Source organism: Enterobacter cloacae complex sp.6700776, from assembly GCF_048284255.1.
Taxonomy (GTDB): domain Bacteria; phylum Pseudomonadota; class Gammaproteobacteria; order Enterobacterales; family Enterobacteriaceae; genus Enterobacter; species Enterobacter intestinihominis.
Genome location: NZ_JBLVYK010000012.1, coordinates 92,199 through 118,195 on the forward strand (window position 1 = coordinate 92,199; position 25,997 = coordinate 118,195).

23 protein-coding genes are annotated in these 25,997 nt (G+C 55.9%); 13 read left to right on the forward strand and 10 right to left on the reverse strand.

Going from position 1 to position 25,997, the window contains the following annotated elements; translation table 11 throughout:
- Entirely contained in the window at positions 1 to 738 is a 738-nt protein-coding gene (locus ACNQ0T_RS16735; protein ID WP_032674096.1) for an IclR family transcriptional regulator, read from the reverse strand.
- Positions 739 to 907: 169 nt separating this feature from the next.
- Here ACNQ0T_RS16735 and ACNQ0T_RS16740 point away from each other — a divergent pair, with 169 nt between their 5' ends.
- Positions 908 to 1,600 (forward strand): RraA family protein, encoded by a 693-nt coding sequence (locus ACNQ0T_RS16740; protein WP_022649701.1) that lies wholly within the window; start codon positions 908 to 910, stop codon positions 1,598 to 1,600.
- Entirely contained in the window at positions 1,600 to 2,544 is a 945-nt protein-coding gene (locus ACNQ0T_RS16745; protein ID WP_063201287.1) for a hydroxyacid dehydrogenase, read from the forward strand. The genes ACNQ0T_RS16740 and ACNQ0T_RS16745 overlap by 1 nt, the downstream gene beginning before the upstream one ends.
- Positions 2,545 to 2,574: 30 nt before the next feature.
- Here ACNQ0T_RS16745 and ACNQ0T_RS16750 read toward each other — a convergent pair whose 3' ends face one another.
- Positions 2,575 to 3,771 (reverse strand): NAD(P)/FAD-dependent oxidoreductase, encoded by a 1,197-nt coding sequence (locus tag ACNQ0T_RS16750; RefSeq protein WP_063853843.1) that lies wholly within the window; start codon positions 3,769 to 3,771, stop codon positions 2,575 to 2,577.
- Between the two features lie 228 nt (positions 3,772 to 3,999).
- On the opposite strand from ACNQ0T_RS16750, the gene pitA reads away from it, so the two are divergent.
- The gene (pitA, locus tag ACNQ0T_RS16755; protein ID WP_022649706.1) at positions 4,000 to 5,499 is read left to right on the forward strand and encodes an inorganic phosphate transporter PitA; all 1,500 of its coding nucleotides are present in this window, start codon (positions 4,000 to 4,002) and stop codon (positions 5,497 to 5,499) included.
- A gap of 54 nt (positions 5,500 to 5,553) precedes the next feature.
- On the opposite strand, the gene uspB is transcribed toward pitA, so the two are convergent.
- Positions 5,554 to 5,889, reverse strand: a complete 336-nt coding sequence (uspB, locus tag ACNQ0T_RS16760; protein WP_003861224.1) for a universal stress protein UspB — start codon at positions 5,887 to 5,889, stop codon at positions 5,554 to 5,556.
- Between the two features lie 283 nt (positions 5,890 to 6,172).
- Here uspB and uspA point away from each other — a divergent pair, with 283 nt between their 5' ends.
- Positions 6,173 to 6,610, forward strand: coding sequence for a universal stress protein UspA (gene uspA / locus ACNQ0T_RS16765; protein WP_003861223.1), 438 nt, complete (start codon positions 6,173 to 6,175; stop codon positions 6,608 to 6,610).
- Between the two features lie 92 nt (positions 6,611 to 6,702).
- On the opposite strand, the gene rsmJ is transcribed toward uspA, so the two are convergent.
- Together rsmJ and prlC are read right to left on the reverse strand one after the other, a co-directional pair.
- Positions 6,703 to 7,455: a 16S rRNA (guanine(1516)-N(2))-methyltransferase RsmJ gene (gene rsmJ, locus ACNQ0T_RS16770; protein ID WP_032671543.1), complete on the reverse strand. Its 753-nt coding sequence runs from the start codon at positions 7,453 to 7,455 to the stop codon at positions 6,703 to 6,705.
- A 7-nt stretch (positions 7,456 to 7,462) separates the two neighbouring features.
- Positions 7,463 to 9,505: an oligopeptidase A gene (prlC, locus tag ACNQ0T_RS16775; protein ID WP_048966515.1), complete on the reverse strand. Its 2,043-nt coding sequence runs from the start codon at positions 9,503 to 9,505 to the stop codon at positions 7,463 to 7,465.
- 208 nt (positions 9,506 to 9,713) lie between these two features.
- On the opposite strand from prlC, the gene ACNQ0T_RS16780 reads away from it, so the two are divergent.
- From ACNQ0T_RS16780 to ACNQ0T_RS16790, 3 genes are all read left to right on the forward strand, one after another.
- A complete protein-coding gene (locus ACNQ0T_RS16780; protein ID WP_045622206.1) occupies positions 9,714 to 10,556 on the forward strand; it encodes a 23S rRNA (adenine(2030)-N(6))-methyltransferase RlmJ in 843 nt (280 codons plus the stop codon).
- A 71-nt stretch (positions 10,557 to 10,627) separates the two neighbouring features.
- Positions 10,628 to 11,980, forward strand: a complete 1,353-nt coding sequence (gene gorA, locus ACNQ0T_RS16785) for a glutathione-disulfide reductase (protein ID WP_022649710.1) — start codon at positions 10,628 to 10,630, stop codon at positions 11,978 to 11,980.
- A gap of 182 nt (positions 11,981 to 12,162) precedes the next feature.
- Positions 12,163 to 13,812 carry an alpha,alpha-trehalase gene (locus ACNQ0T_RS16790; RefSeq protein WP_022649711.1) on the forward strand — a complete coding sequence of 550 codons (1,650 nt, stop codon included), beginning with the start codon at positions 12,163 to 12,165 and terminating at the stop codon, positions 13,810 to 13,812.
- A gap of 47 nt (positions 13,813 to 13,859) precedes the next feature.
- Here ACNQ0T_RS16790 and ACNQ0T_RS16795 read toward each other — a convergent pair whose 3' ends face one another.
- The gene (locus ACNQ0T_RS16795; protein WP_417930252.1) at positions 13,860 to 15,446 is read right to left on the reverse strand and encodes an STY4199 family HEPN domain-containing protein; all 1,587 of its coding nucleotides are present in this window, start codon (positions 15,444 to 15,446) and stop codon (positions 13,860 to 13,862) included.
- A 146-nt stretch (positions 15,447 to 15,592) separates the two neighbouring features.
- Here ACNQ0T_RS16795 and ACNQ0T_RS16800 point away from each other — a divergent pair, with 146 nt between their 5' ends.
- Together ACNQ0T_RS16800 and ACNQ0T_RS16805 are read left to right on the forward strand one after the other, a co-directional pair.
- Positions 15,593 to 16,132, forward strand: coding sequence for a GNAT family N-acetyltransferase (locus ACNQ0T_RS16800; RefSeq protein WP_417930253.1), 540 nt, complete (start codon positions 15,593 to 15,595; stop codon positions 16,130 to 16,132).
- 71 nt (positions 16,133 to 16,203) lie between these two features.
- A complete protein-coding gene (locus ACNQ0T_RS16805) occupies positions 16,204 to 16,542 on the forward strand; it encodes a lysozyme (RefSeq protein WP_022649714.1) in 339 nt (112 codons plus the stop codon).
- Here ACNQ0T_RS16805 and ACNQ0T_RS16810 read toward each other — a convergent pair.
- Both ACNQ0T_RS16810 and ACNQ0T_RS16815 read right to left on the reverse strand, forming a co-directional pair.
- On the reverse strand, positions 16,521 to 17,123 hold the full coding sequence (locus tag ACNQ0T_RS16810; protein ID WP_417930254.1) for a response regulator transcription factor: 603 nt from the start codon (positions 17,121 to 17,123) through the stop codon (positions 16,521 to 16,523). The genes ACNQ0T_RS16805 and ACNQ0T_RS16810 overlap by 22 nt on opposite strands.
- Positions 17,124 to 17,297: 174 nt before the next feature.
- Positions 17,298 to 18,056, reverse strand: a complete 759-nt coding sequence (locus ACNQ0T_RS16815; protein ID WP_417930255.1) for an SDR family NAD(P)-dependent oxidoreductase — start codon at positions 18,054 to 18,056, stop codon at positions 17,298 to 17,300.
- A gap of 119 nt (positions 18,057 to 18,175) precedes the next feature.
- On the opposite strand from ACNQ0T_RS16815, the gene ACNQ0T_RS16820 reads away from it, so the two are divergent.
- The 3 genes from ACNQ0T_RS16820 (at position 18,176) to ACNQ0T_RS16830 (ending at position 21,734) form a co-directional block, all read left to right on the forward strand.
- Positions 18,176 to 19,075 (forward strand): LysR family transcriptional regulator, encoded by a 900-nt coding sequence (locus ACNQ0T_RS16820; RefSeq protein WP_032621978.1) that lies wholly within the window; start codon positions 18,176 to 18,178, stop codon positions 19,073 to 19,075.
- A 50-nt stretch (positions 19,076 to 19,125) separates the two neighbouring features.
- Positions 19,126 to 20,151, forward strand: coding sequence for an inner membrane protein YhjD (yhjD, locus tag ACNQ0T_RS16825; protein ID WP_022649719.1), 1,026 nt, complete (start codon positions 19,126 to 19,128; stop codon positions 20,149 to 20,151).
- A 260-nt stretch (positions 20,152 to 20,411) separates the two neighbouring features.
- Positions 20,412 to 21,734, forward strand: a complete 1,323-nt coding sequence (locus tag ACNQ0T_RS16830; RefSeq protein WP_022649720.1) for an MFS transporter — start codon at positions 20,412 to 20,414, stop codon at positions 21,732 to 21,734.
- A 93-nt stretch (positions 21,735 to 21,827) separates the two neighbouring features.
- Here ACNQ0T_RS16830 and ACNQ0T_RS16835 read toward each other — a convergent pair whose 3' ends face one another.
- Together ACNQ0T_RS16835 and pdeH are read right to left on the reverse strand one after the other, a co-directional pair.
- Positions 21,828 to 23,870 carry an AsmA family protein gene (locus ACNQ0T_RS16835; protein ID WP_023298835.1) on the reverse strand — a complete coding sequence of 681 codons (2,043 nt, stop codon included), beginning with the start codon at positions 23,868 to 23,870 and terminating at the stop codon, positions 21,828 to 21,830.
- Between the two features lie 65 nt (positions 23,871 to 23,935).
- Positions 23,936 to 24,709 (reverse strand): cyclic-guanylate-specific phosphodiesterase, encoded by a 774-nt coding sequence (pdeH, locus tag ACNQ0T_RS16840; protein WP_015571521.1) that lies wholly within the window; start codon positions 24,707 to 24,709, stop codon positions 23,936 to 23,938.
- A gap of 230 nt (positions 24,710 to 24,939) precedes the next feature.
- On the opposite strand from pdeH, the gene ACNQ0T_RS16845 reads away from it, so the two are divergent.
- On the forward strand, positions 24,940 to 25,869 hold the full coding sequence (locus tag ACNQ0T_RS16845) for a sugar kinase (RefSeq protein ID WP_022649722.1): 930 nt from the start codon (positions 24,940 to 24,942) through the stop codon (positions 25,867 to 25,869).
- Positions 25,870 to 25,997 lie beyond the last annotated feature (128 nt).

The window sequence follows — 25,997 nt, forward strand, 5'->3', positions numbered from 1 at the left end:
TTAGAGACTCTCTTCCGCAGTATCCTGCGTTTCCCCATAAAACTGCTGGCAAAAAGGCTTACTGGCCCCCATTTTCTGTGACAGGCGGCTGGCGGTGGCATGCATTAGCTGGCTGATCCCCTGTTCACGGCGATCTTCAGTCAGTCTGGAGATGGGCCCGGTCAACGCCAGCGCCGCAATCAGCTTGTCATTGACGCCGAAGACGGGCATTGCGAACGCCGCAGTATGCGGGTCACGGGCGCCTGCGGTATAGAGCGGAACAGCGGGCTCCCCCTCTGGCAGCGCGTCATTAAGGCCCCAGTGGCGAAGCACTTTACTGATGGCAGAATCGTCCAGCGGAAACTGAGTACCCGGCAGATTGCTGTGACGCAACCCGTGCGATGCTTCTGCCCGGAACAGGCACAGACGTTGCCCGCCTTCTAACACATACCAGCTGGCGCTCTCCTGAGAGGCCTGTGATAACGCCTGAAGCTCAGGCTGCACCACCCGGGAAAGATGGAAAGATTGTTCATAAAGTTTGCCAAGGTAAAGCAGACGTGGGCCAAGCGCATAATTGCCGTCATCATGCCTGACGACATAGTTCATTCGCTCAAGCGAATTCATTAACCGGTAAACCGTGGTTTTGTGATAACCCGATAGCTGCGCCAGCGCGGTCAGCGTCAGGCTCTCATCGCCGGGACGGAAGCAATCCAGTAAAGCCAGCGCCTTTTCGACCGCTACAACGCCTTCGTTACCCATCATCATCTCCTTTTCTGCTCGGCAGTGAGTGTACCTCAATTTTTGTGAGTCACTTCGTGTTTACATCACAAACGCCATCGCAGATCTGGCTAATGGGAAAGTAACACCGCTATAGTTGTTTTGTATTGTACACCTGCATTGTACACAGTAAAACAATATGGAGGCATATATGTCCGTTTCTGAAAAATCATTGATTAATCGTCAGGTCGAACGCGTATCGGCTGAACAGGTTCACCAGGCTGCCGAGTATCAGGCCGCCATTCTGGCGGATGTTGCCGGTCGCCGCGGTACACTCCATGGTCGTATCAAACCGCTCGCGCCTCACATGGCCGTTGCGGGCCCGGCAGTCACCGTGGAGGTGCGCCCGGGAGATAATCTGGCCATCCATGCCGCAATGGCCGTAGCACAGCCTGGCGATGTGTTGGTTGTTGACGGGAAAGGCGACCTGACCTGTGCGCTGCTCGGTGAGATTATGGCGACGCAGGCCCAGGCAAGCGGTATTGCGGGCATCATCATTGACGGGGCGGTACGTGATGCCGATACCCTGAGTAAAGGGCACTACCCCGTCTTCGCCGCCGGTCTTAACCCCTGTGGCCCGACAAAATCCATTCCTGGCCGGGTTAATCACCCCATCTCTATCGCTGGTGCAACGGTACGAGCCGGGGATCTGGTGGTCGCGGATATCGACGGCGTGGTGGTGATCCCGCGTGATGAAGTGCAGGCCGTTATCGCCATGGCCAAAGGGAAACTCGAAACAGAGACCCGACGTCTTGCTGCTATTCGTGAGGGCGATTTACGTCCACACTGGCTTAACGACGCGCTGCGTAAGGCAGGCATGTTATCTGACGGGGAGACGCTGTAATGGAAGACAAACGCGTTGTACTGGTCACGGGATGCGACCTGGCGGACCAGGCTGTCAACATGCTGCGAGACTTTGACGTGGTGTATGCCGGTCACCAGCCTACAGAAGATCAGCTGGTTACGCTGTGCGAACGGCACAATCCTGTGGCCATCCTGGTGCGTTACGGCAAAATAACCGCAAGGATCATGGATGCAGCCCCTGCATTACAGGTTATATCGAAACACGGAAGCGGCATTGACGTGATAGACCAGCCAGCGGCAGCGGCGCGTAATATCGCCGTTCGTTCCGCCCCCGGCGCCAATGCGGCAGCGGTTGCAGAACATACCTGGGCATTGATTCTTGCCTGTGCCAAATCGGTGGTCACCCTTGATAAACGCCTGCGCGACGGGCACTGGGATAAAGCCACGCACAAATCGATCGAGCTGGAAGGCATGACGCTGGGGCTTATCGGTCTGGGGGCGATTGGCTCGCGGGTTGCGCTGGTGGGGCAGGCATTCGGCATGCAGATTGTGGCGTATGATCCTTACGCTAAAACGATGCCATCTGGTTGTGAACGGGCAAACACCTTACCCGACCTTTTATCCCGTGCCGATGTTATCTCATTGCATTGTCCGCTCACTGACGACAACAGAGGAATGATCAACGCAGACACGCTCGCGCACTGTAAACGTAACGCGATTCTGGTGAACACAGCGCGCGGCGGGTTAATTAACGATGAAGCCCTGTTACACGCGCTGAAGGATGGAACCTTGCACAGCGCAGCACTCGACAGCTTTAACAGCGAGCCACTGACCGCCCCGAACCTGTGGCAGACCGTCGATAACGTCATCATTTCGCCGCATATTGGCGGCGTCAGCGCAGCGTCATACATCAAGATGGGAACCGTGGCCGCCAGCAATATTCTGGACGTTGTACACCTGGCTGACGTCGCCGTCAGCCCCTGAAATGCAATGATGAATGACCGCGCCCGCTTGTCATTTACCCTCAGCCAGCGCCTGCGCGCATGCCCAGGCACTGGCCCACGCCCACTGGAAGTTATACCCGCCGAGCCAGCCGGTCACGTCCATCACTTCACCAATGAAATAAAGACCCGGCACGTTGCGGGCTTCCATCGTGCGGGATGAGAGTTCGTTTGTATCCACGCCGCCCAGCGTCACTTCCGCCGTGCGGTAGCCTTCGGTGCCGTTTGGCTGCACGCGCCAGTTCGTCAGCGTCTCCACCAGCGTGTCCTGCTCGCGGCTGTTGAGCTGCTTAAGCGCAACATCCGGAATTTGCTCTAACACCTGCAAGCACTCCACGAGACGCTTCGGCAGCTGCATCGCCAGGGTATTTTTCAGGCTTTGATTCGGGTGCGCGGCGCGTTGCTCATTGAGGAAGGCGTCCAGATCGCAGTCCGGCACCAGGTTTACGGAGACAAACTCCCCCGGCTGCCAGTAGCTGGAGATCTGCAATACCGCTGGCCCCGAGAGACCGCGATGGGTAAAGAGCAGGTTTTCGCGGAACACCGTGCCGTCTTCGGCCGTAATGACCGACGGCACAGACACGCCGGAGAGCGTCTGAAGCTGTTCCAGCAGCGGCTTATGCAGCGTGAACGGCACCAGCCCGGCGCGCGTGGGTAATACTTTCAGGCCAAACTGCTCGGCGATTTTGTAGCCGAACGGTGAGGCACCCAGCCCCGGCATCGAGAGGCCGCCGCTGGCGATCACCAGGTTATCGGCGCTGACGGTTTCGCCGTTGAGTTGCAGCGTGTACCCTTGCTCGTTACGGGCGACGTCCAGCACTTCAGTGCGCAGGCGCATGACTACGCCGCCTTTCTCGCACTCGGCCACCAGCATATCCACGATTTGCTGGGCGGAGTCGTCGCAGAACAGCTGTCCCAGCGTCTTCTCATGCCACGCGATACCGTGTTTACCCACCAGTTCGATGAAATCCCACTGCGTGTAGCGCGCCAGCGCAGATTTACAAAAATGACGGTTCTGGCTCAAATAGGCCGCAGGCTCGACATAAAGATTAGTGAAATTGCAGCGCCCGCCACCGGACATCAGGATCTTGCGGCCAGGCTTTTTTCCGTTATCCAGCAGCAGCACACGACGACCCGCTTGTCCGGCCATTGCCGCACAAAACATACCCGCCGCACCGGCGCCAATTACTACGGCATCAAACCTTTCCACGTCAAAATCCTCTTCGTTAACTGCCGCGGATTGTAAAGTTTCCTCAGTGGTCGCACCAGCGTAAAAAGATATTACAAAGCCATTTCATTGATATTTAAAGATTATCTATTCAGGCACATTTCTCAAATCAGGTGGTATGTCAAAAAAAGTCTATATTTCACTTTGCCCGTTGCGCATTTGTCCTGGATAATGCGCCGCGTTCATGTCCTCAAAATGGCGTAACGTCCTATGCTACATTTGTTTGCCGGCCTGGATTTACATACCGGGCTTTTATTATTGCTTGCTCTGGTTTTTGTGCTGTTTTACGAAGCGATCAATGGCTTCCACGACACTGCAAACGCAGTTGCAACGGTTATCTACACTCGCGCAATGCGATCGCAGCTTGCGGTCGTTATGGCGGCGGTATTTAACTTTTTTGGTGTCCTCCTGGGCGGACTGAGCGTTGCCTATGCCATTGTGCATATGCTGCCAACGGATCTGCTGCTTAACGTGAGTTCCGGTCATGGCCTGGCCATGGTGTTCTCAATGCTGCTTGCTGCGATTATCTGGAACCTCGGTACCTGGTATTTCGGCCTGCCGGCATCCAGCTCTCACACCCTTATCGGCGCGATTATCGGTATCGGTTTAACTAACGCCCTGATGACCGGTACATCGGTTGTTGATGCGCTGAACCTTCCTAAAGTACTGGGTATTTTCGGCTCTCTGATCATCTCCCCTATCGTCGGTCTGGTGGTAGCAGGTGGATTGATTTTCATCCTGCGTCGCTACTGGAGCAACACGAAGAAACGTGCACGTATCCACCTGACGCCAGCAGAGCGTGAGAAGAAAGACGGCAAGAAAAAGCCGCCGTTCTGGACGCGTATCGCGCTGATCATTTCCGCTATCGGCGTCGCCTTCTCTCATGGCGCGAACGATGGTCAGAAAGGTATCGGTCTGGTGATGCTGGTTCTGATTGGCGTCGCACCGGCAGGCTTCGTGGTTAACATGAACGCCTCTGGCTATGAGATCACCCGTACCCGTGATGCGGTAAACAACGTTGAGACTTACTTCCAGCAGCATCCTGATTTGCTGAAGAAAGCGACCGGCGTAGACCAGCTGATCCCTTCTCCTGACTCTGGCGCACTGACTGCACCGGGCGAGTTCCATTGCCACCCGGCAAACGCGATTAACGCGCTGGAACGAGCGAAAGGCATGCTGGCCGATATCGAAAGCTATGACAAACTGGCTGTAGAACAGCGTGGTCAGCTGCGTCGTATCATGCTCTGCATCTCCGACGTGACCGATAAAGTCGCGAAGCTGCCAGAGGTCAATGCTGACGATAAGCGTCTGCTGAAGAAACTGAAAGGCGATATGCTCAACACCATTGAGTACGCGCCAATCTGGATCATCATGGCGGTCGCGTTGGCGCTGGGTATCGGTACGATGATTGGCTGGCGTCGTGTGGCGACCACCATCGGTGAGAAGATCGGTAAGAAAGGCATGACCTATGCTCAGGGCATGTCCGCGCAGATGACGGCGGCAGTGTCTATCGGTCTGGCGAGCTACACCGGTATGCCAGTCTCCACTACCCACGTACTCTCTTCGTCCGTGGCAGGTACCATGATTGTTGACGGCGGCGGTTTGCAGCGTAAAACCGTGACCAACATTCTGATGGCCTGGGTGTTCACCCTCCCGGCGTCCATCCTGCTGTCTGGCGGTCTGTACTGGATTTCGCTGAAGCTAATTTAATCGGCTGAAGGCGACAAAAAAGCGGGTCAGGAAACTGGCCCGCTTTTTTTATGCTCAGTGCCATATCATCAGCGCAATCATACTCACCACAACCAGACCACACAGGGCGCTGGTCAAAATGAACTGACGACGCAGGCGCTCGCAGCGACGGATAAACTCTTCATCGTGGTGATCGCGGTAGCGCTGGTAGTAGATATACCCCACCAGACGCATCTGCTTGCTGGGCTGTCCGTGCGAGGTGAAGAACCCTCCACCGTCCACATATTGATAAAGCAACGGATCGCAACCACGAAGTACCACTAACAGCGCACGTAACGATGAGAAGTAGCGCGCCATATTCACTATGCAAACCACGCATAACGCCCAAAACAATGCGACGGTGCTAATCATACATCCTCCCCGGCGTCCACCCACGAAGCAAGGCTCCTGAGCTACCGCACCCCAATGCCCTGACAGACAGTTCAGTGAAAGAATGACTAAAAGTCGATCCGGTTCGCGTTTTAATATCCGAACGGCTCATTAAATAGTGTAGGAGATCCGTTAATTTTTTTGCCACAAGGTTAATCGTTATCAACACCAAAGCTTGAAAAATATGTTTAACTGGGCCGTAATGAAAGCATCAGACGACGGCTTTCCCATTTAGTCATCGATAACTTAAGGAAGGAGTAACACTATGGCTTACAAACACATTCTTATCGCGGTAGACCTCTCCCCGGAGAGTAAAGTGCTGGTTGATAAAGCAGTATCCATGGCACGTCCCTACAACGCGAAAGTTTCGCTGATTCATGTTGATGTGAATTACTCCGACCTCTACACCGGTCTGATCGACGTGAATCTCGGCGATATGCAGAAACGCATCTCCGAAGAGACTCACCACGCGCTGAGCGAGCTTTCTACCAACGCGGGCTATCCAATTACTGAAACCTTAAGCGGTAGCGGCGATCTGGGCCAGGTGCTGGTTGATGCGATTAAGAAATACGATATGGACCTGGTGGTATGTGGTCACCATCAGGACTTCTGGAGCAAACTGATGTCTTCCGCACGTCAGCTGATTAACACCGTACACGTGGATATGCTGATTGTTCCACTGCGTGACGAAGAAGACGAGTAAGTGCAAAAAAGCCCGGTGGCGCTAACGCATACCGGGCCTACAAGCGGCACTGAATGTAGGCCGGGTAAGGCGAAGCCGCCACCCGGCTTTTTTTATTCCGGTGTACCTGAGTAGATATCAAAGCGATGCCCTTTGGTGGTCACCGCGTTAGTGGTCGCAACGTCCGCCAGCGGCGGCGCATAGTCAGGACGTTTCACCACCACCCGCTTCGTCGCCAGTTGACGAGCCGGCTCCAGCAGGCCATCGGCATCTAAATCTGGCCCCACCAGCGACTGAAACACCCGCATCTCTTTCTTCACCAGCGCGCTTTTCTGCTTATGCGGGAACATGGGGTCGAGATAGACCACCTGCGGGCGCGGGGTGATATCGGTCAGCGCCGTCAGGCTGGAGGCATGAATAAGTTGCAAACGTTCCTGTAACCACGAGCCGATTTCCGGGTCCGCATAGCCTCGCGTCAGCCCGTCGTCGAGCAGCGCGGCGACAACCGGATTACGCTCCAGCATCCGCACACGGCAGCCCACCGAGGCCAGCACAAACGCATCGCGCCCCAGCCCCGCCGTGGCGTCCACCACGTCCGGAAGATAGCTCCCTTTAATGCCAACCGCCTTGGCCACCGCTTCGCCGCGACCGCCGCCGAACTTACGCCGGTGCGCCATCGCGCCGCCGACAAAATCGACAAAAATCCCGCCAAGCTTTGGCTCATCGCGCTTGCGCAGCTCCAGATGTTCCGGCGTCATCACCAGCGCCATCAGGTTCTCTTCATCATGTTCCAGCTCCCAGCGGGCCGCCAGAACAGATAAGGCGCCGTCACCGGCGCCTGTTTCATCTACTAAGCAGATCTTCACGTAGCAATCAGCCTTTGATTCCGTAATGCTCCAGCATCGCATCCAGCTGCGGCTCGCGGCCACGGAAGCGTTTGAACAGCTCCATAGGCTCTTCTGAACCGCCGCGGGTCAGGATGTTGTCGAGGAACGACTGACCTGTTTCGCGGTTGAAAATCCCCTCTTCTTCGAAGCGCGAGAAGGCATCCGCCGCCAGCACGTCGGCCCACAGGTAGCTGTAGTAGCCTGCGGCGTACCCGCCTGCAAAGATATGGCTGAACGCGTGCGGGAAGCGTCCCCAGGTCGGGCCTGGAATGACGGCAACCTGCTTTTTAATCTCAGCCAGGGTTTCGAGGATTTTCGCCCCCTGCTCCGGGCTGAACTCGGCGTGCAGGCGGAAGTCGAACAGGCCGAACTCCAGCTGACGCAGGATAAACATCGCCGCCTGGTAGTTTTTCGCCGCCAGCATTTTATCCAGCAGTTCTTTCGGCAGCGGTTCGCCCGTTTCGTAATGACCGGAAATAAACGCCAGCGCGTCCGGCTCCCAGCACCAGTTCTCCATAAACTGGCTTGGCAGCTCGACCGCATCCCATGGCACACCGCTGATACCAGCGACACCAGCGGTTTCGATGCGGGTCAGCATATGGTGCAGGCCGTGACCGAACTCGTGGAACAGGGTGATCACTTCATCGTGGGTAAACAGCGCAGGTTTGCCGCTCACCGGACGGTTGAAGTTACAGGTCAGGTAGGCAACAGGTTTTTGCAGGGAACCATCCGCTTTACGCATCTGGCCCACGCAGTCGTCCATCCACGCCCCGCCGCGCTTGTTCTCACGCGCGTAGAGATCGAGATAGAAGCTGCCGCGCAGCTCGTTGTTCTCGTCATACAGCTCGAAGAAGCGCACGTCCGGATGCCAGACGTCGATGTCGGTACGCTCTTTCGCGGTAATGCCGTAGATGCGCTTCACTACCTCGAACAGACCGTTGACGGCTTTGTTTTCCGGGAAGTACGGACGCAGTTGTTCGTCGCTGATGCTGTAGAGGTGCTGTTTCTGTTTTTCGCTGTAGTATGCGATATCCCACGGCTGAAGCTCGTCCACGCCGAACTCCGCTTTCGCAAAGGCGCGCAGCTGAGCTAACTCTTTTTCACCCTGAGGACGGGCGCGTTTCGCCAGATCGGTCAGGAAGTCGAGCACCTGCTGTGGGTTCTCGGCCATTTTGGTGGCGAGGGATTTATCCGCGTAGCTGTCGAAGCCCAGCAGCTGTGCCAGCTCGTGGCGCAGGGAGAGGATTTCCGCCATCACCGGGCTGTTATCCCATTTGCCCGCATTCGGTCCCTGATCGGAGGCGCGGGTGCTGTAGGCCCGATACATCTCTTCGCGCAGGGCCTGGTTGTCGCAGTAGGTCATCACTGGCAGATAGCTTGGGATATCCAGCGTTAACAGGAAGCCTTCCTGCTCTTTCGCTTCGGCCTGGGCTTTTGCCGCCGCCAGCGCACTTTCCGGCATACCGGCCAGTTCGGATTCATCGGTAATCAGCTTCGTCCAGCCCATGGTGGCGTCGAGGACGTTGTTGCTGTACTGGTTGCCCAGCTCGGACAGGCGCGCAGCGATTTCGCCGTAGCGAACCTGTTTTTCTTTTGGCAGGCCAATCCCGGACAGTTCGAAATCACGCAGCGCGTTATCGACCGATTTTTTCTGGGCGGTATTCAGCTCGGCGTAGTGATCGCCGTCGCGCAGGTCGCGGTAGGCTTTGTAGAGCCCCTCGTGCTGGCCGACCCAGGTGCTGTACTCGGAGAGCAGCGGCAGGGTCTGTTCGTAGGCTTCGCGCAGCTCCGGGCTGTTTTTCACCGAGTTCAGGTGGCTCACCGGGGAGAAAATGCGCCCCAGCACGTCGTCCACTTCGGCCAGCGGCTGACACAGATTTTCCCAGGTGTACGGCGCGCCCTGCGCGACCACGTTCTCTACCGCCGCGCGGCAGTTTTCCAGCGACTGGGTAACGGCTGGAACCACATGCTCAGGGAGGATTTTAGAAAACGGTGGCAACGAAAAAGGCGTCAGTAATGGATTGGTCATAAACGCTGTCCTGTTGAAATAGATGAATGAAGCGCGCATCCGGCGCTGTGCATATTGTTTTCTGTAATGGGGTTAAGTGTAGAGGATTTCAATGCCGGAGGTTGTCGAAAAACGCCCTGTGGCGCTGCGCTTACCGGGCCTACGGGTAATCTGTGCCGTTCTGCTGTAAACTGTGGAAAATCGTCAATTCAGCGGAAAATCATTACCCATGCTCAGTTATCGCCACAGCTTCCACGCTGGCAACCACGCCGACGTCCTTAAACACACCGTTCAGAGCCTGATCATTGAAGCGCTTAAAGAGAAAGACAAGCCGTTTCTCTACCTGGACACCCACGCGGGGGCGGGCCGTTATCAGCTGAGCGGCGAACATGCCGAGCGTACCGGTGAATATCTGGAAGGCATCGCCCGTATCTGGCAGCAGGACGATCTGCCTGCCGAACTGGAGCCGTACATCGGCGTGGTGAATCATTTCAACCGCAACGGCCAGCTGCGCTATTACCCTGGCTCTCCGCTGATTGCCCGCCAGCTGCTGCGCGAGCAGGACAGCCTCCAGTTGACCGAGCTGCACCCAAGCGACTTCCCGCTGCTGCGCGCTGAGTTTCAGAAAGATAACCGCGCCCGCGTGGACAAAGCCGATGGCTACCAGCAGCTAAAAGCCAAACTACCGCCGGTTTCGCGTCGCGGCCTGGTGCTGATCGACCCGCCGTACGAAATCAAAACCGACTATCAGGCGGTGGTGACCGGTATCAACGAAGGTTACAAACGCTTTGCGACCGGAACCTATGCCCTGTGGTATCCGGTAGTGCTACGCGCGCAAATTAAACGGATGATCAAGGATCTGGAGGCGACCGGCATCCGCAAAATCCTGCAGATTGAGCTGGCGGTGCGCCCCGACAGCGACCAGCGCGGCATGACCGCGTCCGGCATGATTGTGATTAACCCGCCGTGGAAGCTCGAAGCGCAGATGAACAACGTGCTGCCGTGGCTGCACAAAACGCTGGTGCCAGCCGGTACGGGCCACGCCACCGTAAGCTGGATCGTGCCGGAGTAATCGCAGCCATCGGTGGAACCTATTGATTTCAGGTATACAATCGCGGCAATTCACGATTAAGGACAAAAGCTATGACTAAGCATTATGACTACATCGCAATCGGCGGCGGCAGCGGCGGCATCGCCTCCATCAACCGTGCGGCCATGTACGGCCAGAAGTGTGCGCTGATTGAAGCCAAAGAACTCGGCGGCACCTGCGTAAACGTGGGTTGTGTACCGAAGAAAGTGATGTGGCATGCCGCGCAAATCCGTGAAGCTATCCATATGTATGGCCCGGACTACGGCTTTGACACCACCATCAACCACTTCGACTGGGATAAGCTGATCGCCAGCCGTACCGCCTATATCGACCGTATTCACACCTCGTACGATAACGTGCTGGGCAAGAATAACGTCGACGTGATCCGCGGCTTCGCCCGTTTCGTGGATGCGAAGACGATCGAAGTGAACGGCGAGACGATCACTGCCGATCACATCCTGATCGCCACCGGTGGCCGTCCGAGCCATCCGAACATTCCGGGCGCGGAATACGGTATCGACTCCGACGGGTTCTTCGAGCTGCCTGCTCTGCCAGAGCGCGTTGCTATTGTAGGCGCGGGTTACATCGCGGTTGAGCTGGCCGGCGTGATTAACGGCCTTGGGGCGGAAGCGCACCTGTTTGTGCGTAAACACGCGCCGCTGCGTAGCTTTGATCCGCTAATCGTCGACACGCTGGTCGAGGTGATGAACGCCGAAGGCCCAACCCTGCACACCAACGCCGTGCCAAAAGCGGTGGTTAAAAATGCGGACGGTAGCCTGACCCTGGAGCTGGAAGATGGCCGCAGCCAGACCGTTGATTGCCTGATCTGGGCGATTGGTCGTGAACCGGCCACCGACAACTTCAACCTGGCCGCAACCGGGGTGAAAACCAATGAAAAAGGCTACATCGTCGTTGATAAGTTCCAGAACACCAGTGTACCGGGCATTTATGCCGTTGGTGATAACACAGGTGCCGTAGAACTGACGCCGGTTGCCGTGGCCGCGGGGCGTCGTCTTTCCGAGCGTCTGTTTAACAACAAGCCGGACGAACATCTGGATTACAGCAACATCCCGACCGTGGTCTTCAGCCACCCGCCAATCGGCACCGTCGGCTTAACCGAGCCGCAGGCGCGTGAGCAGTACGGCGACGATCAGGTGAAAGTGTATAAATCGGCGTTTACCGCGATGTATACCGCGGTCACCTCGCACCGTCAGCCGTGCCGCATGAAGCTGGTCTGTGTGGGCCCGGACGAGAAGATCGTCGGCATCCACGGCATAGGCTTTGGCATGGACGAGATCCTGCAGGGCTTTGCGGTGGCGCTGAAGATGGGCGCAACGAAAAAAGACTTCGATAACACCGTGGCGATCCACCCCACTGCGGCAGAAGAGTTTGTAACAATGCGTTGATATTGATGCCCCTCTTCAAAGGGGCATTTTTTTAACATTCATAAATCGTTGCAAAACGAATGCTCCGAAAATCGTGATCTACCGCACATATCCCTCCACATCCACCGAAGCGAATGTCTACGCTTATAAGACGCCCGGAAAAACCTGTCTTTTAGAACACACAACCGGAGGTCCTTATCACCATGTTCAACCAGAAACTACAGGCTACCGAGAACATCGAGTTCGAGATTGCAGAAGAGCTGCGCTACGAGACCGATCCCTGCGAGTTGAAACTGGATGAAATGATTGAGGCGGAGCCGGAACCCGAAATGATCGAGGGGCTACCTGCCTCCGATGCCCTGACGCCTGCCGATCGTTATCTTGAACTGTTCGAACATGTGCAGTCGACACGGCTGTTTGCGGACAGCAAAACTTTCCCAGACTGCGCGCCGAAAATGGACCCGCTGGATATCCTGATCCGCTACCGCAAGGTGCGTCGTCACCGTGATTTCGACCTGGCGCGCTTTGTGGAGAATCACTTCTGGCTGCCGGAGGATTACAGCAAAGAGTACGTCTCCGATCCCGGCTTCTCCCTGAAAGAACACATTGATAACCTGTGGCCGGTGCTGACGCGCGAGCCGCAGGATCACATCCCGTGGTCGTCGCTGCTGGCTCTGCCGCAGGCCTATATTGTGCCCGGCGGGCGATTCAGCGAGACCTACTACTGGGATTCTTATTTCTCCATGCTGGGGCTGGCAGAAAGCGGTCGTAACGATCTGCTGAAATGCATGGCCGATAACTTCGCCTGGCTGATTGAGCGCTACGGACATATCCCGAACGGCAACCGCACCTACTACCTCAGCCGCTCCCAGCCGCCGGTTTTTGCCCTGATGGTGGAGCTGTTTGAAGAGGACGGCGTGCGCGGGGCGAAGCGCTATCTTGAGCATCTCAAGATGGAGTACGCCTTCTGGATGGACGGGGCGGAATCGCTGCTGCTCAACCAGGCCTATCGCAGTGCGGTGCGCATGCCGGATGGCTCATTGCTCAACCGCTACTGGGACGATCGTGATACGCCACGGGATGAATCCTGGATTGAGGACGTTGAAACCGCCCGTCATTCCGGTCGCCCGCCGAACGAGGTGTATCGCGACCTGCGCGCCGGGGCAGCCTCAGGATGGGATTACTCGTCCCGCTGGCTGCGCGATCCTGCGCGGCTGGCCAGTATCCGCACGACGCAATTTATCCCCATCGATTTGAACGCATTCCTGTTCAAACTGGAGAGCGCTATCGCCAATATCTCAGCGTCGAAAGGGGATAAAGAGACGGCTGAACTATTCCGCCAGAAAGCCAGCGACCGGCGCGCGGCGGTGAACCGCTATCTGTGGGACGAAGAGAACGGCTGTTATCGTGATTACGACTGGCGCCGTGAAGCCCTGGCGCTGTTCTCTGCGGCCAGCATTGTGCCGCTGTATGTGGGCATGGCGACGCATGAGCAGGCTGAACGGCTGTCCGATGCCGTTAAAGCCCGTCTGCTCACGCCGGGCGGTATTCTCGCCACCGAATATGAAACAGGTGAGCAATGGGATAAGCCGAACGGCTGGGCACCGCTACAATGGATGGCGATCCAGGGGTTCAAGCAGTACGGCAACGACTCGCTGGGGGATGAGATCGCCTGGAGCTGGCTGCACACGGTAAACCATTACTACAAAACCCATCATAAGCTGATTGAGAAGTACCATATCGCCAGCAGCACGCCACGCGAAGGTGGCGGGGGGGAGTATCCGTTGCAGGATGGCTTCGGCTGGACGAATGGGGTGGTGCGGCGGTTGATTGGGTTATATGGTGAACCTTGAGCCTTGCCCCTCACCCTAACCCTCTCCCCTGAGGGGAGAGGGAAAAGTTAACGAATCACCTCATAAATGGCAGTCTGGATGGACTGCCATTTTTTTGTACTGGCATCGGGCTGCGTCTTCGCGCGGCGCGTTGCCATATCGGCGTCGTGCTGCTGACGTTTCACTACCGCCGGGACGGTACAGAATGCTTTCAGGTACTGCTTACGCATAGACGTCAGCGATTCGCCGTTCGCCATCGCATGGCTAAGCGTATTAATAAAGCGTCGGCAGGGCTTTTGCTCTGTCATTTGCAGGCGGTAGCGCAACATCACTTCCAGCACGTCATCGTAGCCTGCCGACAATGCCTCCTCCGTCCATGACATTTTCCAGTCCATGCCACCCTGCAAGAACAGGAGCGCCACGCGGGTATCATTGCGGCTAATCGCTGAACGGAAGTTGTTTTCATCCCAGGTGACACCCATCCGCGTCAGCGTTTCTCGCGAGGAAGGCGTTTCGCGCATCTCCTGCACCGGCGCGGGAGATGCCGTGCTGGCCACAGTCGGCTGCGGTTTACTGCTGGTTACCAGCCAGGCTCCTCCCACGACAATCGCGATAACCATCATGCCAACCGCTCCCCACAGCACGCCGGAAATCAGCTGTTCGCGCTGCTCTGGCGTACGCGCGGCGCGCTGAGTCGGTTTCTCTATGCTGTCACGCACTTCAAACAGATCGCCGCCTGTTGTGCGGTCTATTTTTTGCGCCTTTTCCCAGAATGCATGCAGCTCGCTTTCATCCACCGCCATCAGCGCCGCCGGGTTAACGCGTGTCCGCCCTTCCTCAAACGCGCGCTGAACGGAGCGGGTGATCTGCATGTAATAGCTGTCGAGCAGCTGGATTTGCGCCCCGCTCAACGGCTGCTGCACGGTGATGCTGTTGCGGATTTGACGGATATCTTCGAGGAAGGTTTGCAGGGTTTTGCGGGGTTCTACCAGCAGCGTCAGCATGTCCGGGGCGTTAAACAGCGACGTGTAGTAGCGGCTAAATTCTTTCTTATCCACCAGCAGCTGGGCCAGCTCACTAAATAACATGCCGCTCAGAACATCATTAATTTCACCGTTTTTCAGCCAGCGACGCACACGTTCAGCATTAAACAAGGTCTTAAGATGATTATTCAGCCGCACCGGATCGGGCCATGCCTGCTGTATCAATCCTTTTATCATCAGCTCAATGGCACGCACCTGTTTCTGCGCCTGGAGCTGGCTCGCCTTGTCTGGCACCCTCCCGGTATCGTAGGTCAGAAGGGGCTGTTGCAGACGCAGATATTCAAGGGATGTGACGAAGCGCATCGCCGCAATCAGCTGGTTTTCGCTGACATCCTGCCCGCTTTCATACTGGGGAACGCGCTGCTGAAGCAAGCGTAATTGCAGCGTAAAGGCTGTCATTTCCGCATCATTCAGGTTCAGCTTTCTGGCTACGGCGCCCCACCCGCCCAGCCCCAGGCGGGCGCTATCCAGTTGTTCCAGAAACCAGCGTGGATCTTTTCCTTCAGAAACATGTACATTCAACAGAAGTAAGATTTCAACAGACGCCTGGCGGATCGCCGCCAGACAGTGTTCAAACTGTTCGCGGGTATGATGCGATGAGCTAATCATCATTGTTTTCCTTGAGAGACAATGAGTACCGCCAAAGCGGCATTAAAAGTCGTTTTTCTTTTTATTTATAGGAGGTTAAACATACCTGACTTTCTGTTGAAATAAAGTGACAACCCTATAATCATTTGCAATGTCTCCGGAGGATCGTCATGCCCGCCTTAACCACCGCGCGTCTCACCTGCTTGCCGCTGCAAGAGCAAGACTGGCCCTTTTTTCTGTCGCTACAGCAAAATCCTGACGTGATGCGTTTTGTCGCCCCTGAGCGTAGCGAGGCTGACATTCGGGAGGCCTTTGAGTCTCGTCTGTTGCCGTGGGCACCGGGCAGCTCGCACTGGCTCTGCCTTGTGGTGCGTGAGACGGCCAGCCAGACGCCGCTGGGCGTAACCGGCTATGTGCACCGGGAAGCAGATTGTGCCGAAGTCGGTTTTCTCTTTGCGCCCTCTGCGCAGGGGAAAGGTTACGGCTTTGAATCTCTGCGGGCGGTGTGTGATTTCGCGCTGACCCAGGGCAATATCCGTCGGCTCACCGCGACCGTGACGGCGGGAAATATCGCCTCAAGGCGACTGCTGGAAAAAACAGGTTTTCAGCTGGAAGGTGAGTTGCGCGAGAGTTATTTCCTTTCAGGGCAATGGCATAACGACTGGCTATTCGGTTTACTGAAAAAGGAATATCCGTTCAGTAAAACCTGATCAACGGCCATTTGGCGGATATTCCCCGGGCTGTTTTCCCTTTATAGTTCCGCCATAAAGAGGAAACGCTTATGACGGGTTATGCAATGCAGATATCTTCTGCTGCAATCGCATTAATTAAAAAACAGCAGGGTCTTTCCCTGGAGAAATACCGTGACGAAAAGGGAATATGGGTTATAGGTTACGGTCACGTGATTCGCCAGTGGGAAAAATTTAACGGCCTCATCACGCCGACTGAGGCGGAGAATTTGCTTTTCAATGATATTCATTTATGTGAGTCGCTGCTGCGGGAAATGAACAAACGCCCATTAACCCAACAGCAGCATGATGCACTGGTATTAACGCTCTTCAGTTTTGGGGAAGATTCCCCTCTGCCAGAGAAGATCCTTCAGGCCGTCGCCCGGGTATAGTACATCGCGGCCTGCGTCCGGTTTTTGACATCAAGACGACGGAAAAGCGTCTCAAGATGGGCTTTTACCGTTGCCGCACTGATATTGAGATTACGACCTATCTCTTTATTTGACTCTCCGGCCGCCAGTAATTTCAATACCTCACGCTGGCGCTCACTTAACAATGACAGCTCATCATGAGAGGAGTGCTGGTTCATCCACTCGCCGGGAAAACAGACCATCCCTCGCGATACAGAATCCAGCACGGCGGAAAGGCGTTCGGGATTCGCATTACGAGGGATTATTGCCACCACGTTGCGCTGTAGCATTTGCTCAACCCAGCGAGGCTCTTTTTTCGTTAACACCAACACCACGCGCGCTGTTGGAAAACGATTCATAATCTCTTCCGGTAAAGCCACACCGTTATCATGAATTAAATACCCATCTATCATGACGATAGCGGAAGGTGACGCGGATAAGTGTGCCCATAATTCATCAGTCTGACGAGTTCCTGTCAAATCTATTTCCGGAATTAATTTCTGCAAACTGCACTTCGCTCCATGAATAAATAATGACTGCCTGTCAAACATGATTACTCGCATCGTATTACTCCTCTGAGAATAGCGAAGGGGGATTCTACAGAGGCATTTTTTAAGAAAAAACTCAATGAATGGAGAGGTTACAATTCACCCAGCTCTCTTTATATCTTTCATCATTTAGACACACCTGCTTTAAGGATTTCCTTAAGAGGGTTCCCTCCCCCTTAAGTCTGAACATTACAGGAACATACCGCCTGAAACTTCAATACGTTGCGCATTCATCCAGCCCAGTTTGTCACTGAGCAACGCCGCAATGGCGTCACCGATATCATCGGGCAGGCCCACCCGTCCCAGCGCCGTCTGCGAGGCCAGCAGCTGGTTAAGCTCCGCATTATCCCTTACGCGTCCGCCTCCAAAGTCGGTTTCAATCGCGCCAGGCGCGATGATATTGACGGAAATTCCGCGCACGCCAAGCTCTTTTGCCTGATAGCGGGTCAGCACTTCCATCGCCCCTTTCATTGCCGCGTAAGTCCCTGAACCTGGCTGAGTAAAACGGGCCAGTCCGCTTGAGACGTTCAGGATCCGTCCTCCGTCTTTTATGAGCGGCAGCAGCTGTTGCGTGAGGAAAAACGGACCTTTGAAGTGAATATTCACCGCATCATCAAACTGCGCTTCTGTCGTCTCGGTATAGGGTGCGTATAACCCTGTACCTGCGTTGTTCACTAAATAGTCAAAGGTGTCACGTTGCCAGACGTGTGTAAGGGTTTCCTTCACCTGTTGAGCGAAGCGCGCAAAACTTGCCGTATCGCCGACGTTAAGCTGCAATGCTGCCGCTTTTCTACCTTTTCCCTCGATTTCGCGCACAACGTCCTGCGCCTCCTGCTGACTGCTGTTCCAGGTCAGGATGATATCTGTCCCTTCCGCAGCAAGCTTCAAAACCGCATTTTTACCCAGGCCGCGGCTACCGCCCGTCACTAATGCAATACGTTCACGCATAATTCACCTCGTTTCGACTGCGATGAAGATTGAGAATGAGCTTATTAGATGGTAGAAAATCAATAAATAGTGCCGCCAACGCTTCACTGTTTCATTTCAAACAACAATGACCCATATCTATGGATAAAATATACGCAATGCAGCTTTTCCTTCGCGTCGCGGAACTGGAGAGTTTTACCCGCGCGGCGGAGACGTTAAGCCTGCCGAAGGGGAGTGTCTCGCGGCAGATCCAGGCGCTGGAGAACGCGCTTGGCACTCAACTGCTGCACCGCACTACCCGCCGCGTCAGCCTGACGCAGGACGGCATGGTTTATTACGAACGCGCAAAAGATCTGCTGATGAATCTGGACGAACTGGACGGCATGTTTCTGCACGACCCTTCCACCATCAGCGGTCGGCTACGTGTGGATATGCCCGTTGCCATTGCACGAAATGTCGTCATTCCGAAACTGCCTGCATTTTTACAACAGTTTCCCGGCATTGAGCTTGAGCTGAGCAGCAGCGATCGTCTGGTCGATGTCATCCGCGAAGGATTTGACTGCGTGGTTCGCGTGGGAAACTTGAAGGACTCCGGGCTTATCGCCCGCCCGCTTGGGAAGCTTTCAGTGATTAACTGCGCCAGCCCGGATTATCTCACGCGATTCGGCTACCCTGAGACGCTGGATGATTTGGGCTCACACGCCCTCATTCATTACTCCGCCACGCTGGGCACCCGTCCTCTGGGTTTTGAGTATTTCAACGGCAGCGCGACCCAGTGGATAAAAACGGGAGGCGTTTTGACGGTTAACAGCACGGAAACCTACCAGGCCGCCTGTATCGCCGGGCTTGGCATTATTCAGGTCCCGCGCGTCGGGGTGCGTGATGCCCTGCGCACGAAAAAACTCGTTGAGATCCTGCCGCAATATCGGGCTGAACCAATGCCCGTCTCCCTCATTTATCCCCACCGCCGTAACCTCTCCCGTCGGGTGCATGTGTTTATGGAGTGGCTTACCGAACTCACAAAAAGTTACGTGGACTAGTCGCAAGCTATAATTCAGTAACATCCAGCTCAACGAAAAGGAAAATGCGCGTGACGCCGGAAAATAACCCGCAACGACCGACTCAACATTTAGATTATGAACCCATCAAAAAGATGGATAACGAGCCTGAAGCGCCGAAGGAGCCTGGAACGACCAGCAAAGCGCTGGGCACCGTGACCGGCATAGCCGAAAAAATTCAGCAGATACCCGCGATTGCTCACCTGATCCGCGCCGCTGAGCGCTTTAACGACCGCATGGGAAATCAGTTTGGCGCGGCGATCACCTACTTCTCTTTCCTGTCGATGATCCCCATCCTGATGGTATCGTTTGCCGCCGCCGGTTTTGTTCTGGCGTCTCACCCGACGCTGTTGCAGGACATCTTCAATAAGATCCTGACCAACGTCAGCGACCAGACGCTCGCCACGACGCTCAAAAGCACCATCAATACCGCCGTGCAGCAGCGTACCACCGTGGGTATCGTCGGGTTGCTGATTGCGCTCTATTCCGGGGTTAACTGGATGGGCAACCTGCGTGAAGCCATTCGCGCCCAGTCGCGTGACGTCTGGGAGCGTACGCCGCAGGATCAGGAGAAGATATGGGTGAAGTATTTGCGCGACTTTATCTCGCTGATTGGTCTGCTGGTGGCGCTGGTCATCACGCTCTCTATCACCTCGGTCGCCGGTTCTGCGCAGCAGATGATTATCTCCGCGCTGTATCTGGACTACATTGAATGGCTGAAACCGGCCTGGCGCGGTATAGGGCTTGCTATCTCCATCTTTGCTAACTACCTGCTGTTCTTCTGGATCTTCTGGCGTTTGCCCCGCCATCGGCCGCGCAAGAAGGCGCTGATCCGTGGGACGTTGATTGCCGCCATTGGCTTTGAGGTGATCAAAATTGTGATGACCTATACGCTGCCATCGCTGGTGAAGTCCCCCTCCGGCGCGGCCTTTGGTTCGGTGCTGGGGCTGATGGCCTTCTTCTATTTCTTCGCACGCCTGACGCTGTTCTGTGCCGCGTGGATCGCCACCGCAGAGTATAAAGACGACCCGCGCATGCCGGGAAAAACCCACCACTGATGTCCTGTCGGGCTGATATTTCAGCCCGATTCATCATTTCAGCATATAAATCCAGACCGTAACTTTTATTTAACTCAAAACCAGTTTTAATGACTGATATTTAAAATGTGTGAAGCATTTCATGGAAGTGTTTTCGCTGGCCTGAAAATTATCCGCTTTTTGTTGCTTTTATGACCATGTCACGCCTTTGTTACAGATTGAAATGTCGCTTTTGCTGTGCCTAATATGGCCCTTCGTTCGTCCAAAAATAAGAAAATATTATGCAAGCAACAGCCACCACACTTAACGAAGGGGCGGAACACGTTCCGGTCAACTCCCGCAATAAAGTCGTCGTCGCATCGCTGATTGGCACCGCCATTGAGTTCTTCGACTTTTATATTTACGCCACCGCTGCGGTCATTGTCTTTCCGCATATTTTCTTCCCACAGGGCGACCCGACGGCAGCCACGCTACAGTCTTTAGCTACCTTTGCTATCGCCTTCGTTGCGCGTCCTATAGGTTCAGCGGTCTTTGGCCACTTTGGCGATCGCGTCGGTCGTAAAGTGACGCTGGTTGCCTCGCTGCTGACGATGGGGATCTCCACCGTCGCCATCGGCCTGCTGCCGACCTATGAAACTATCGGCATTCTGGCGCCTGTGCTGCTGGCGCTGGCGCGCTTTGGTCAGGGCCTGGGGCTGGGCGGGGAATGGGGCGGCGCGGCGCTACTGGCGACCGAGAACGCCCCGGCGCGTAAGCGTGCCCTGTATGGCTCTTTCCCACAGCTGGGCGCGCCGATTGGCTTCTTCTTCGCGAACGGCACCTTCCTGCTCCTCTCCTGGCTGCTGACCGATGAACAGTTCATGAGCTGGGGCTGGCGTATTCCGTTCGTCTTCTCTGCCGTGCTGGTGCTGATTGGCCTGTACGTGCGCGTGTCGCTGCACGAGACGCCGGTCTTCGCTAAAGTCGCCGCGGCGAAAAAGCAGGTTAAAGTTCCGCTGGGGACGCTGCTGACCAAACACCTCCGCGTGACCGTGCTGGGTACGTTCATCATGCTGGCGACCTACACGCTGTTCTATATCATGACCGTGTACTCCATGACCTACAGTACCGCCGCCGTACCGGTCGGACTGGGCCTGCCGCGTAACGAAGTGCTGTGGATGCTGATGATGGCGGTTATTGGATTTGGCGTGATGGTGCCCATCGCGGGCCTGCTGGCGGATAAATTTGGCCGTCGTTCAAGCATGATCGTCATCACCTCGCTGATCATCCTGTTCGCACTGTTTGTCTTCCCGCCGCTGCTGGGTTCAGGTAGCCCTGCGCTGGTGATGGCGTATCTGCTGATTGGTCTGAGCCTGATGGGGCTGACCTTTGGCCCAATGGGCGCGCTGCTGCCGGAGCTGTTCCCGACTGAAGTGCGTTATACCGGCGCGTCGTTCTCCTATAACGTTTCGTCTATTCTGGGCGCCTCGGTGGCCCCGTATATCGCCACGTGGCTTCAGGCGAACTATGGTCTGTTCTATGTGGGTGTCTATCTGGCGGCCATGGCAGCGTTGACGCTGATTGCGCTGCTGCTGACGCACGAAACTAAGCATCAGACTCTGTAAGCGAATGCCGGGTGGCGGCTACGCCTTACCCGGCCTACGATTCACATGTAGGCCGGGTAAGCGCAGCGTCACCCGGCAAGAACAGGCCACACCTTACTTCTTCATCTGCGACAAAATCGTCCGACACTGATTCGCTTCGCCTTCTGACGGCGAAATCAACGCCAGCAGCGCCGCCGCAGGGGTGACCAGCGTGGCGAGGGCGGCGGCAACCGCACCGCGCGCAATCAGCGGCCCGGCCTTCACGCCCGCCTGCGGATCTTTGAAGGTCCCGCGAACGTAGAGCGGCGAGCGCAGGGTGATGATGCGAATGCCTTTACTTTCCGGATCGATGGTTAAATCCAGCTGCTCGGACGCCATGCTGGCGGTACCGGTGATGTTGATAACCGCGTTTTCCGTGTCGAATGCGAAAATCTGCGGACGCGCCACACCGTTGACCAGGTCCACGTTTGCCGCCGCGCAGTTCACGCGCACTTCATCGTCTCCGAAGATTTGTCCGACGATGAAGTTACCGACGTTCAGCCCCAGGATCTCCATCAGGTTACGGCTCACCAGCCCGTCGTTCATCAGCAGCTTCAGGTTGCCGTTTCCGCTGCCTAACAGCGCGGCCACAGAGTTACCCGTGCCGCGAATATCCGCATCGCCGTTCATCTCACCGAGGGTTTTCTGCATCAACTCCACGTCCGGCATCAGCTCTTTCAGCTTCAGACGACGCGCCTGGATCTCCGCCCTTCCCTGCATCGGCTTTTTATCCCCCTCCAGGTGGATATTCGAGGAAATGGTTCCCCCGGCCATGCCAAACTTCAGCGGTTGCAGGCGCAGATCGGCGTTTTTCAGGATGATATGGGTCGAGAGGTTGCTCAACGGCAGCGTGCTGCCATGCTCAATTTTACGTCCTTTGAAGCGCACGTCCGCATCCATTACGTCCCACTTGTCGGTTTCGAAGCGGTCATAGGGCAGCACTTTACCCGCAGGCTGAGCGTCCTTTTTGACCTCTTTTGACTTCGTGCCTTTACCCGAATCTACGCCAATCAGCGGACCAAGATCGGCCAGACGCAGCTGGCGGGATTCAACGTCCCCCTCCAGTTTCGGGCGCGGTTTTCCGGTGGTGTAGGTCAGCGTGCCGTGTATATCGCTATCGCCGATGCGGCCGTTGAACCCCCGGTAGTCAAAGACGGACGATTTTTCAGCGTCGATTTTTGCGACCAGCCGCCCGTCCGTTTCAAACGGCGGGGTATCCGGCAGCAGCACGCCGGTGAGATCGTACAGTTCACCCAGCGAATCCCCGGCAAACTTAAGCTGGAGGTCGACGCCGCCCATGTTCATCGGGTCGTTAACCGTGCCCACGAACGCCACGCGGGTATTGCCCGAGCGGAAGTCCGCCTGCACCGGGAATGGCGTACCCTCGCTCCTGAGCGCCAGCATACCGCCGATTTTGCCTTTACCGGTCAGTGGCTGGCCGTTGTAGCGCCCTTTCGCTGTCAGGCCGAAGACGTAATCGCCAGCTTTGCTGTCATCGCCTTTGGCTTTGCTGCCCGTCACTTCGCTAAACGGCAGCGGCTTGCCCAGCGGATCGACGAGGATCTCCACGTCAGCCTTACTCACTTTATCGTCAATGGCGATCCGCCCCCGATCGAACAGAATATTGTCGAGGCGGAAAGACCACGAAGAGGGCTGCGCATTCGGATCTTTATCGCCGCTGCTGGCGAGATCGAACGTCCAGTTATTGGTTTTCTCCGACAGGCGAATCAGCCGCGCGTCGGGCTGCTGAAGTTTGATCCACGGCAGATACACCGTTTTGGTTAACAGGGCTAACGGCGCCAGCGTGGCTTCCACGCGCGGCAGGTGGATCATGGTCACTTCGGGGATGTCCGGCGGGTTGCCAAGAATGATGTCGTCAGCGTGAACGTGCGGCCAGGGCACCCAGCTTCGCCAGCCGGTTTCCTCTTTCTGACGCTCCCACACGACCCCCAAATCGCCACGTATTGCGAAGGGGCGGTTTAGCTCGGTCGAGACTTTCTGGTTGATGGTCGGTTTGAGGCGGTTCCAGTCAAACGTGGCGATAATGATGATTAAGACCACGATCAGCAACAAGAAAATCCCTGCTGTCCAGGAAATCACCCTGGTTGTTTTTGTCATTGTTGTCCCCTTTCCTGATGAACTTGCCTTTAAAACTATAGTTCAGACAAAGGGAAGCGGGCAGATCAGAGGGTGGTTATCACCTTTTCCAGGGTATCCATGGGGACAGGACGAGAGAGGAAATAACCCTGTGCCGCCGCTGCCGGAGAATTTTGCACGTCGCGCCACTCTTCCAGCGTCTCTACGCCTTCCACAATGACGCCCTGGCAATAGCGGTTCATCAGTTGCAGGAGCATCGTAAACAGGTTCCGTCCTTCCGGTGTCTGGCGCAGCATGATAAACAGATCGCGGGCCACTTTGATGTAGTCATAACGCACTTCGCTCAGGGCGGAGAAGTTGGCCATACCGGTACCGAAATCATCCAGCCACAGCGGGCCAAACTCACACATCGAGGCAAATGAGGAGTCCTGCGGCAGCTGAACATGTTCCACCAGCTCGAAGCGCATCCACGGCAAGGTGGCAATCAGCGCCTGCAGCGTCGCATTCTGACGTAACGCCATCAGGGTTGGACCATCCACGTTCACCGAAGCCAGAATACCGTGCTGCTCGAAGAACGCCTGCTTCGTCGCCAGCATTCTCAACTGCTCTTCCAGCACGTCGATGCGCTGACGCACGGCAACCTCCGCAAAATAGCGGTCCGGCGCGATACGCTGCGAAGGGTTCGATGGATGAGTGACGACCGTTAACACCTCAATTGCCATTAACCGACCGTCAGTACGGTAGATAGGCTGATAGGTGTACGCTCGCTCACATTGCAGCCAGTAGCGATGCTCCTGCAAGTTCTCAATACTTGCCTCAGGCGTAGTGCTCAGCCGCTGGATAACCTGCTCTGACTTCATTTCGGATGTCCTGTTGTATGGGATAGCCTTTCTGGACTCGTCACTGAGTTATCGGCCCGCCAGGTGAGAACTTTATGTTCAATTCAACGGGAAAATGAAATTAAGATGACAGAAATATGCCGGAACACGCGCTGGCTCAAAAAAAATAATGGAACGTCGTTTTAATATGGTTGACCGTAAAAAACACACAGCGCACACTACCCTTAATTACTCTGTTCAGGTTCACGACTATGTCTAAGAAAATTGCCGTGATTGGCGAATGCATGATTGAGCTGTCCCAGAAAGGCGCGGAAGTCAGCCGCGGTTTTGGCGGCGATACATTGAACACCTCCGTTTACATTGCCCGTCAGGTCGCCCCCGACGCGCTGAGCGTGAGCTACGTTACCGCGCTGGGAACGGACAGCTTCAGCCAGCAGATGCTGGAGGCCTGGCAGGGTGAAAACGTTGAAACTTCGCTGATCCAGCGAATGGAAAACCGTCTGCCGGGTTTGTACTACATCGAAACCGACAGTACCGGCGAGCGCACCTTCTATTACTGGCGTAATGAAGCGGCTGCCAAATTCTGGCTGGAAAGCGATGCCGCCGCTGCGATTTGCGAAGAGCTGGCCACCTTCGATTACCTCTACCTGAGCGGGATCAGCCTGGCGATCCTGAGCCAGCAGAGCCGTGAAAAGCTGCTGTCACTGCTGCGCGAATGCCGTGCCAACGGCGGTAAGGTGATTTTCGATAACAACTACCGTCCGCGCCTCTGGGCCAGCCGTGAAGAGACGCAGCAGGTGTATCAGCAGATGCTGGAATGCACCGATATCGCCTTCCTGACGCTGGACGATGAAGATGCCCTGTGGGGTGAAAAGCCGGTTGATGAGGTCATCGCCCGGACGCAGGCCGCTGGGGTCAGCGAAGTGGTGATTAAGCGCGGGGCGGAGTCTTGCCTGGTGGCGGTGGCGGGTGAAGCCGTGACAGAGGTGCCGGCGGTGAAGCTGGCGAAAGAGAAAGTGATTGATACCACTGCGGCGGGCGATTCTTTCAGCGCGGGGTATCTGGCGGTACGTTTGACGGGAGGTACGCCAGAAGCGGCAGCGCAGCGCGGACACTTGACGGCCAGCACGGTGATTCAGTATCGCGGAGCGATTATTCCGCGCGAGGCGATGCCTGCTTAAGGAATGGGCGGGCTGATGCCCTCACCCTAACCCTCTCCCACAGGGCTGAGGGTTCCCCACAAATTAATGCGAGCACTGAGCAATCCCCTCGCCCCTCCGGGGAGAGGGTTAGGGTGAGGGGAACATAC

Bases quoted from the DNA above. Each gene is read 5' to 3' on its own strand.
- ACNQ0T_RS16745 (WP_063201287.1), top strand. From the start codon at position 1,600: ATGGAAGACAAACGCGTTGTACTGGTCACGGGATGCGACCTGGCGGAC.
- pdeH (WP_015571521.1), bottom strand. From the start codon at position 24,709: ATGAAGTCAGAGCAGGTTATCCAGCGGCTGAGCACTACGCCTGAGGCA.
- ACNQ0T_RS16795 (WP_417930252.1), bottom strand. From the start codon at position 15,446: ATGATGATTAGCTCATCGCATCATACCCGCGAACAGTTTGAACACTGT.
- ACNQ0T_RS16835 (WP_023298835.1), bottom strand. From the start codon at position 23,870: ATGACAAAAACAACCAGGGTGATTTCCTGGACAGCAGGGATTTTCTTG.
- ACNQ0T_RS16790 (WP_022649711.1), top strand. From the start codon at position 12,163: ATGTTCAACCAGAAACTACAGGCTACCGAGAACATCGAGTTCGAGATT.
- ACNQ0T_RS16820 (WP_032621978.1), top strand. From the start codon at position 18,176: ATGGATAAAATATACGCAATGCAGCTTTTCCTTCGCGTCGCGGAACTG.
- ACNQ0T_RS16740 (WP_022649701.1), top strand. From the start codon at position 908: ATGTCCGTTTCTGAAAAATCATTGATTAATCGTCAGGTCGAACGCGTA.
- prlC (WP_048966515.1), bottom strand. From the start codon at position 9,505: ATGACCAATCCATTACTGACGCCTTTTTCGTTGCCACCGTTTTCTAAA.
- ACNQ0T_RS16800 (WP_417930253.1), top strand. From the start codon at position 15,593: ATGCCCGCCTTAACCACCGCGCGTCTCACCTGCTTGCCGCTGCAAGAG.
- ACNQ0T_RS16780 (WP_045622206.1), top strand. From the start codon at position 9,714: ATGCTCAGTTATCGCCACAGCTTCCACGCTGGCAACCACGCCGACGTC.
- uspB (WP_003861224.1), bottom strand. From the start codon at position 5,889: ATGATTAGCACCGTCGCATTGTTTTGGGCGTTATGCGTGGTTTGCATA.
- ACNQ0T_RS16815 (WP_417930255.1), bottom strand. From the start codon at position 18,056: ATGCGTGAACGTATTGCATTAGTGACGGGCGGTAGCCGCGGCCTGGGT.
- ACNQ0T_RS16845 (WP_022649722.1), top strand. From the start codon at position 24,940: ATGTCTAAGAAAATTGCCGTGATTGGCGAATGCATGATTGAGCTGTCC.
- ACNQ0T_RS16830 (WP_022649720.1), top strand. From the start codon at position 20,412: ATGCAAGCAACAGCCACCACACTTAACGAAGGGGCGGAACACGTTCCG.
- gorA (WP_022649710.1), top strand. From the start codon at position 10,628: ATGACTAAGCATTATGACTACATCGCAATCGGCGGCGGCAGCGGCGGC.
- pitA (WP_022649706.1), top strand. From the start codon at position 4,000: ATGCTACATTTGTTTGCCGGCCTGGATTTACATACCGGGCTTTTATTA.
- uspA (WP_003861223.1), top strand. From the start codon at position 6,173: ATGGCTTACAAACACATTCTTATCGCGGTAGACCTCTCCCCGGAGAGT.
- ACNQ0T_RS16735 (WP_032674096.1), bottom strand. From the start codon at position 738: ATGGGTAACGAAGGCGTTGTAGCGGTCGAAAAGGCGCTGGCTTTACTG.
- ACNQ0T_RS16805 (WP_022649714.1), top strand. From the start codon at position 16,204: ATGACGGGTTATGCAATGCAGATATCTTCTGCTGCAATCGCATTAATT.
- ACNQ0T_RS16810 (WP_417930254.1), bottom strand. From the start codon at position 17,123: ATGCGAGTAATCATGTTTGACAGGCAGTCATTATTTATTCATGGAGCG.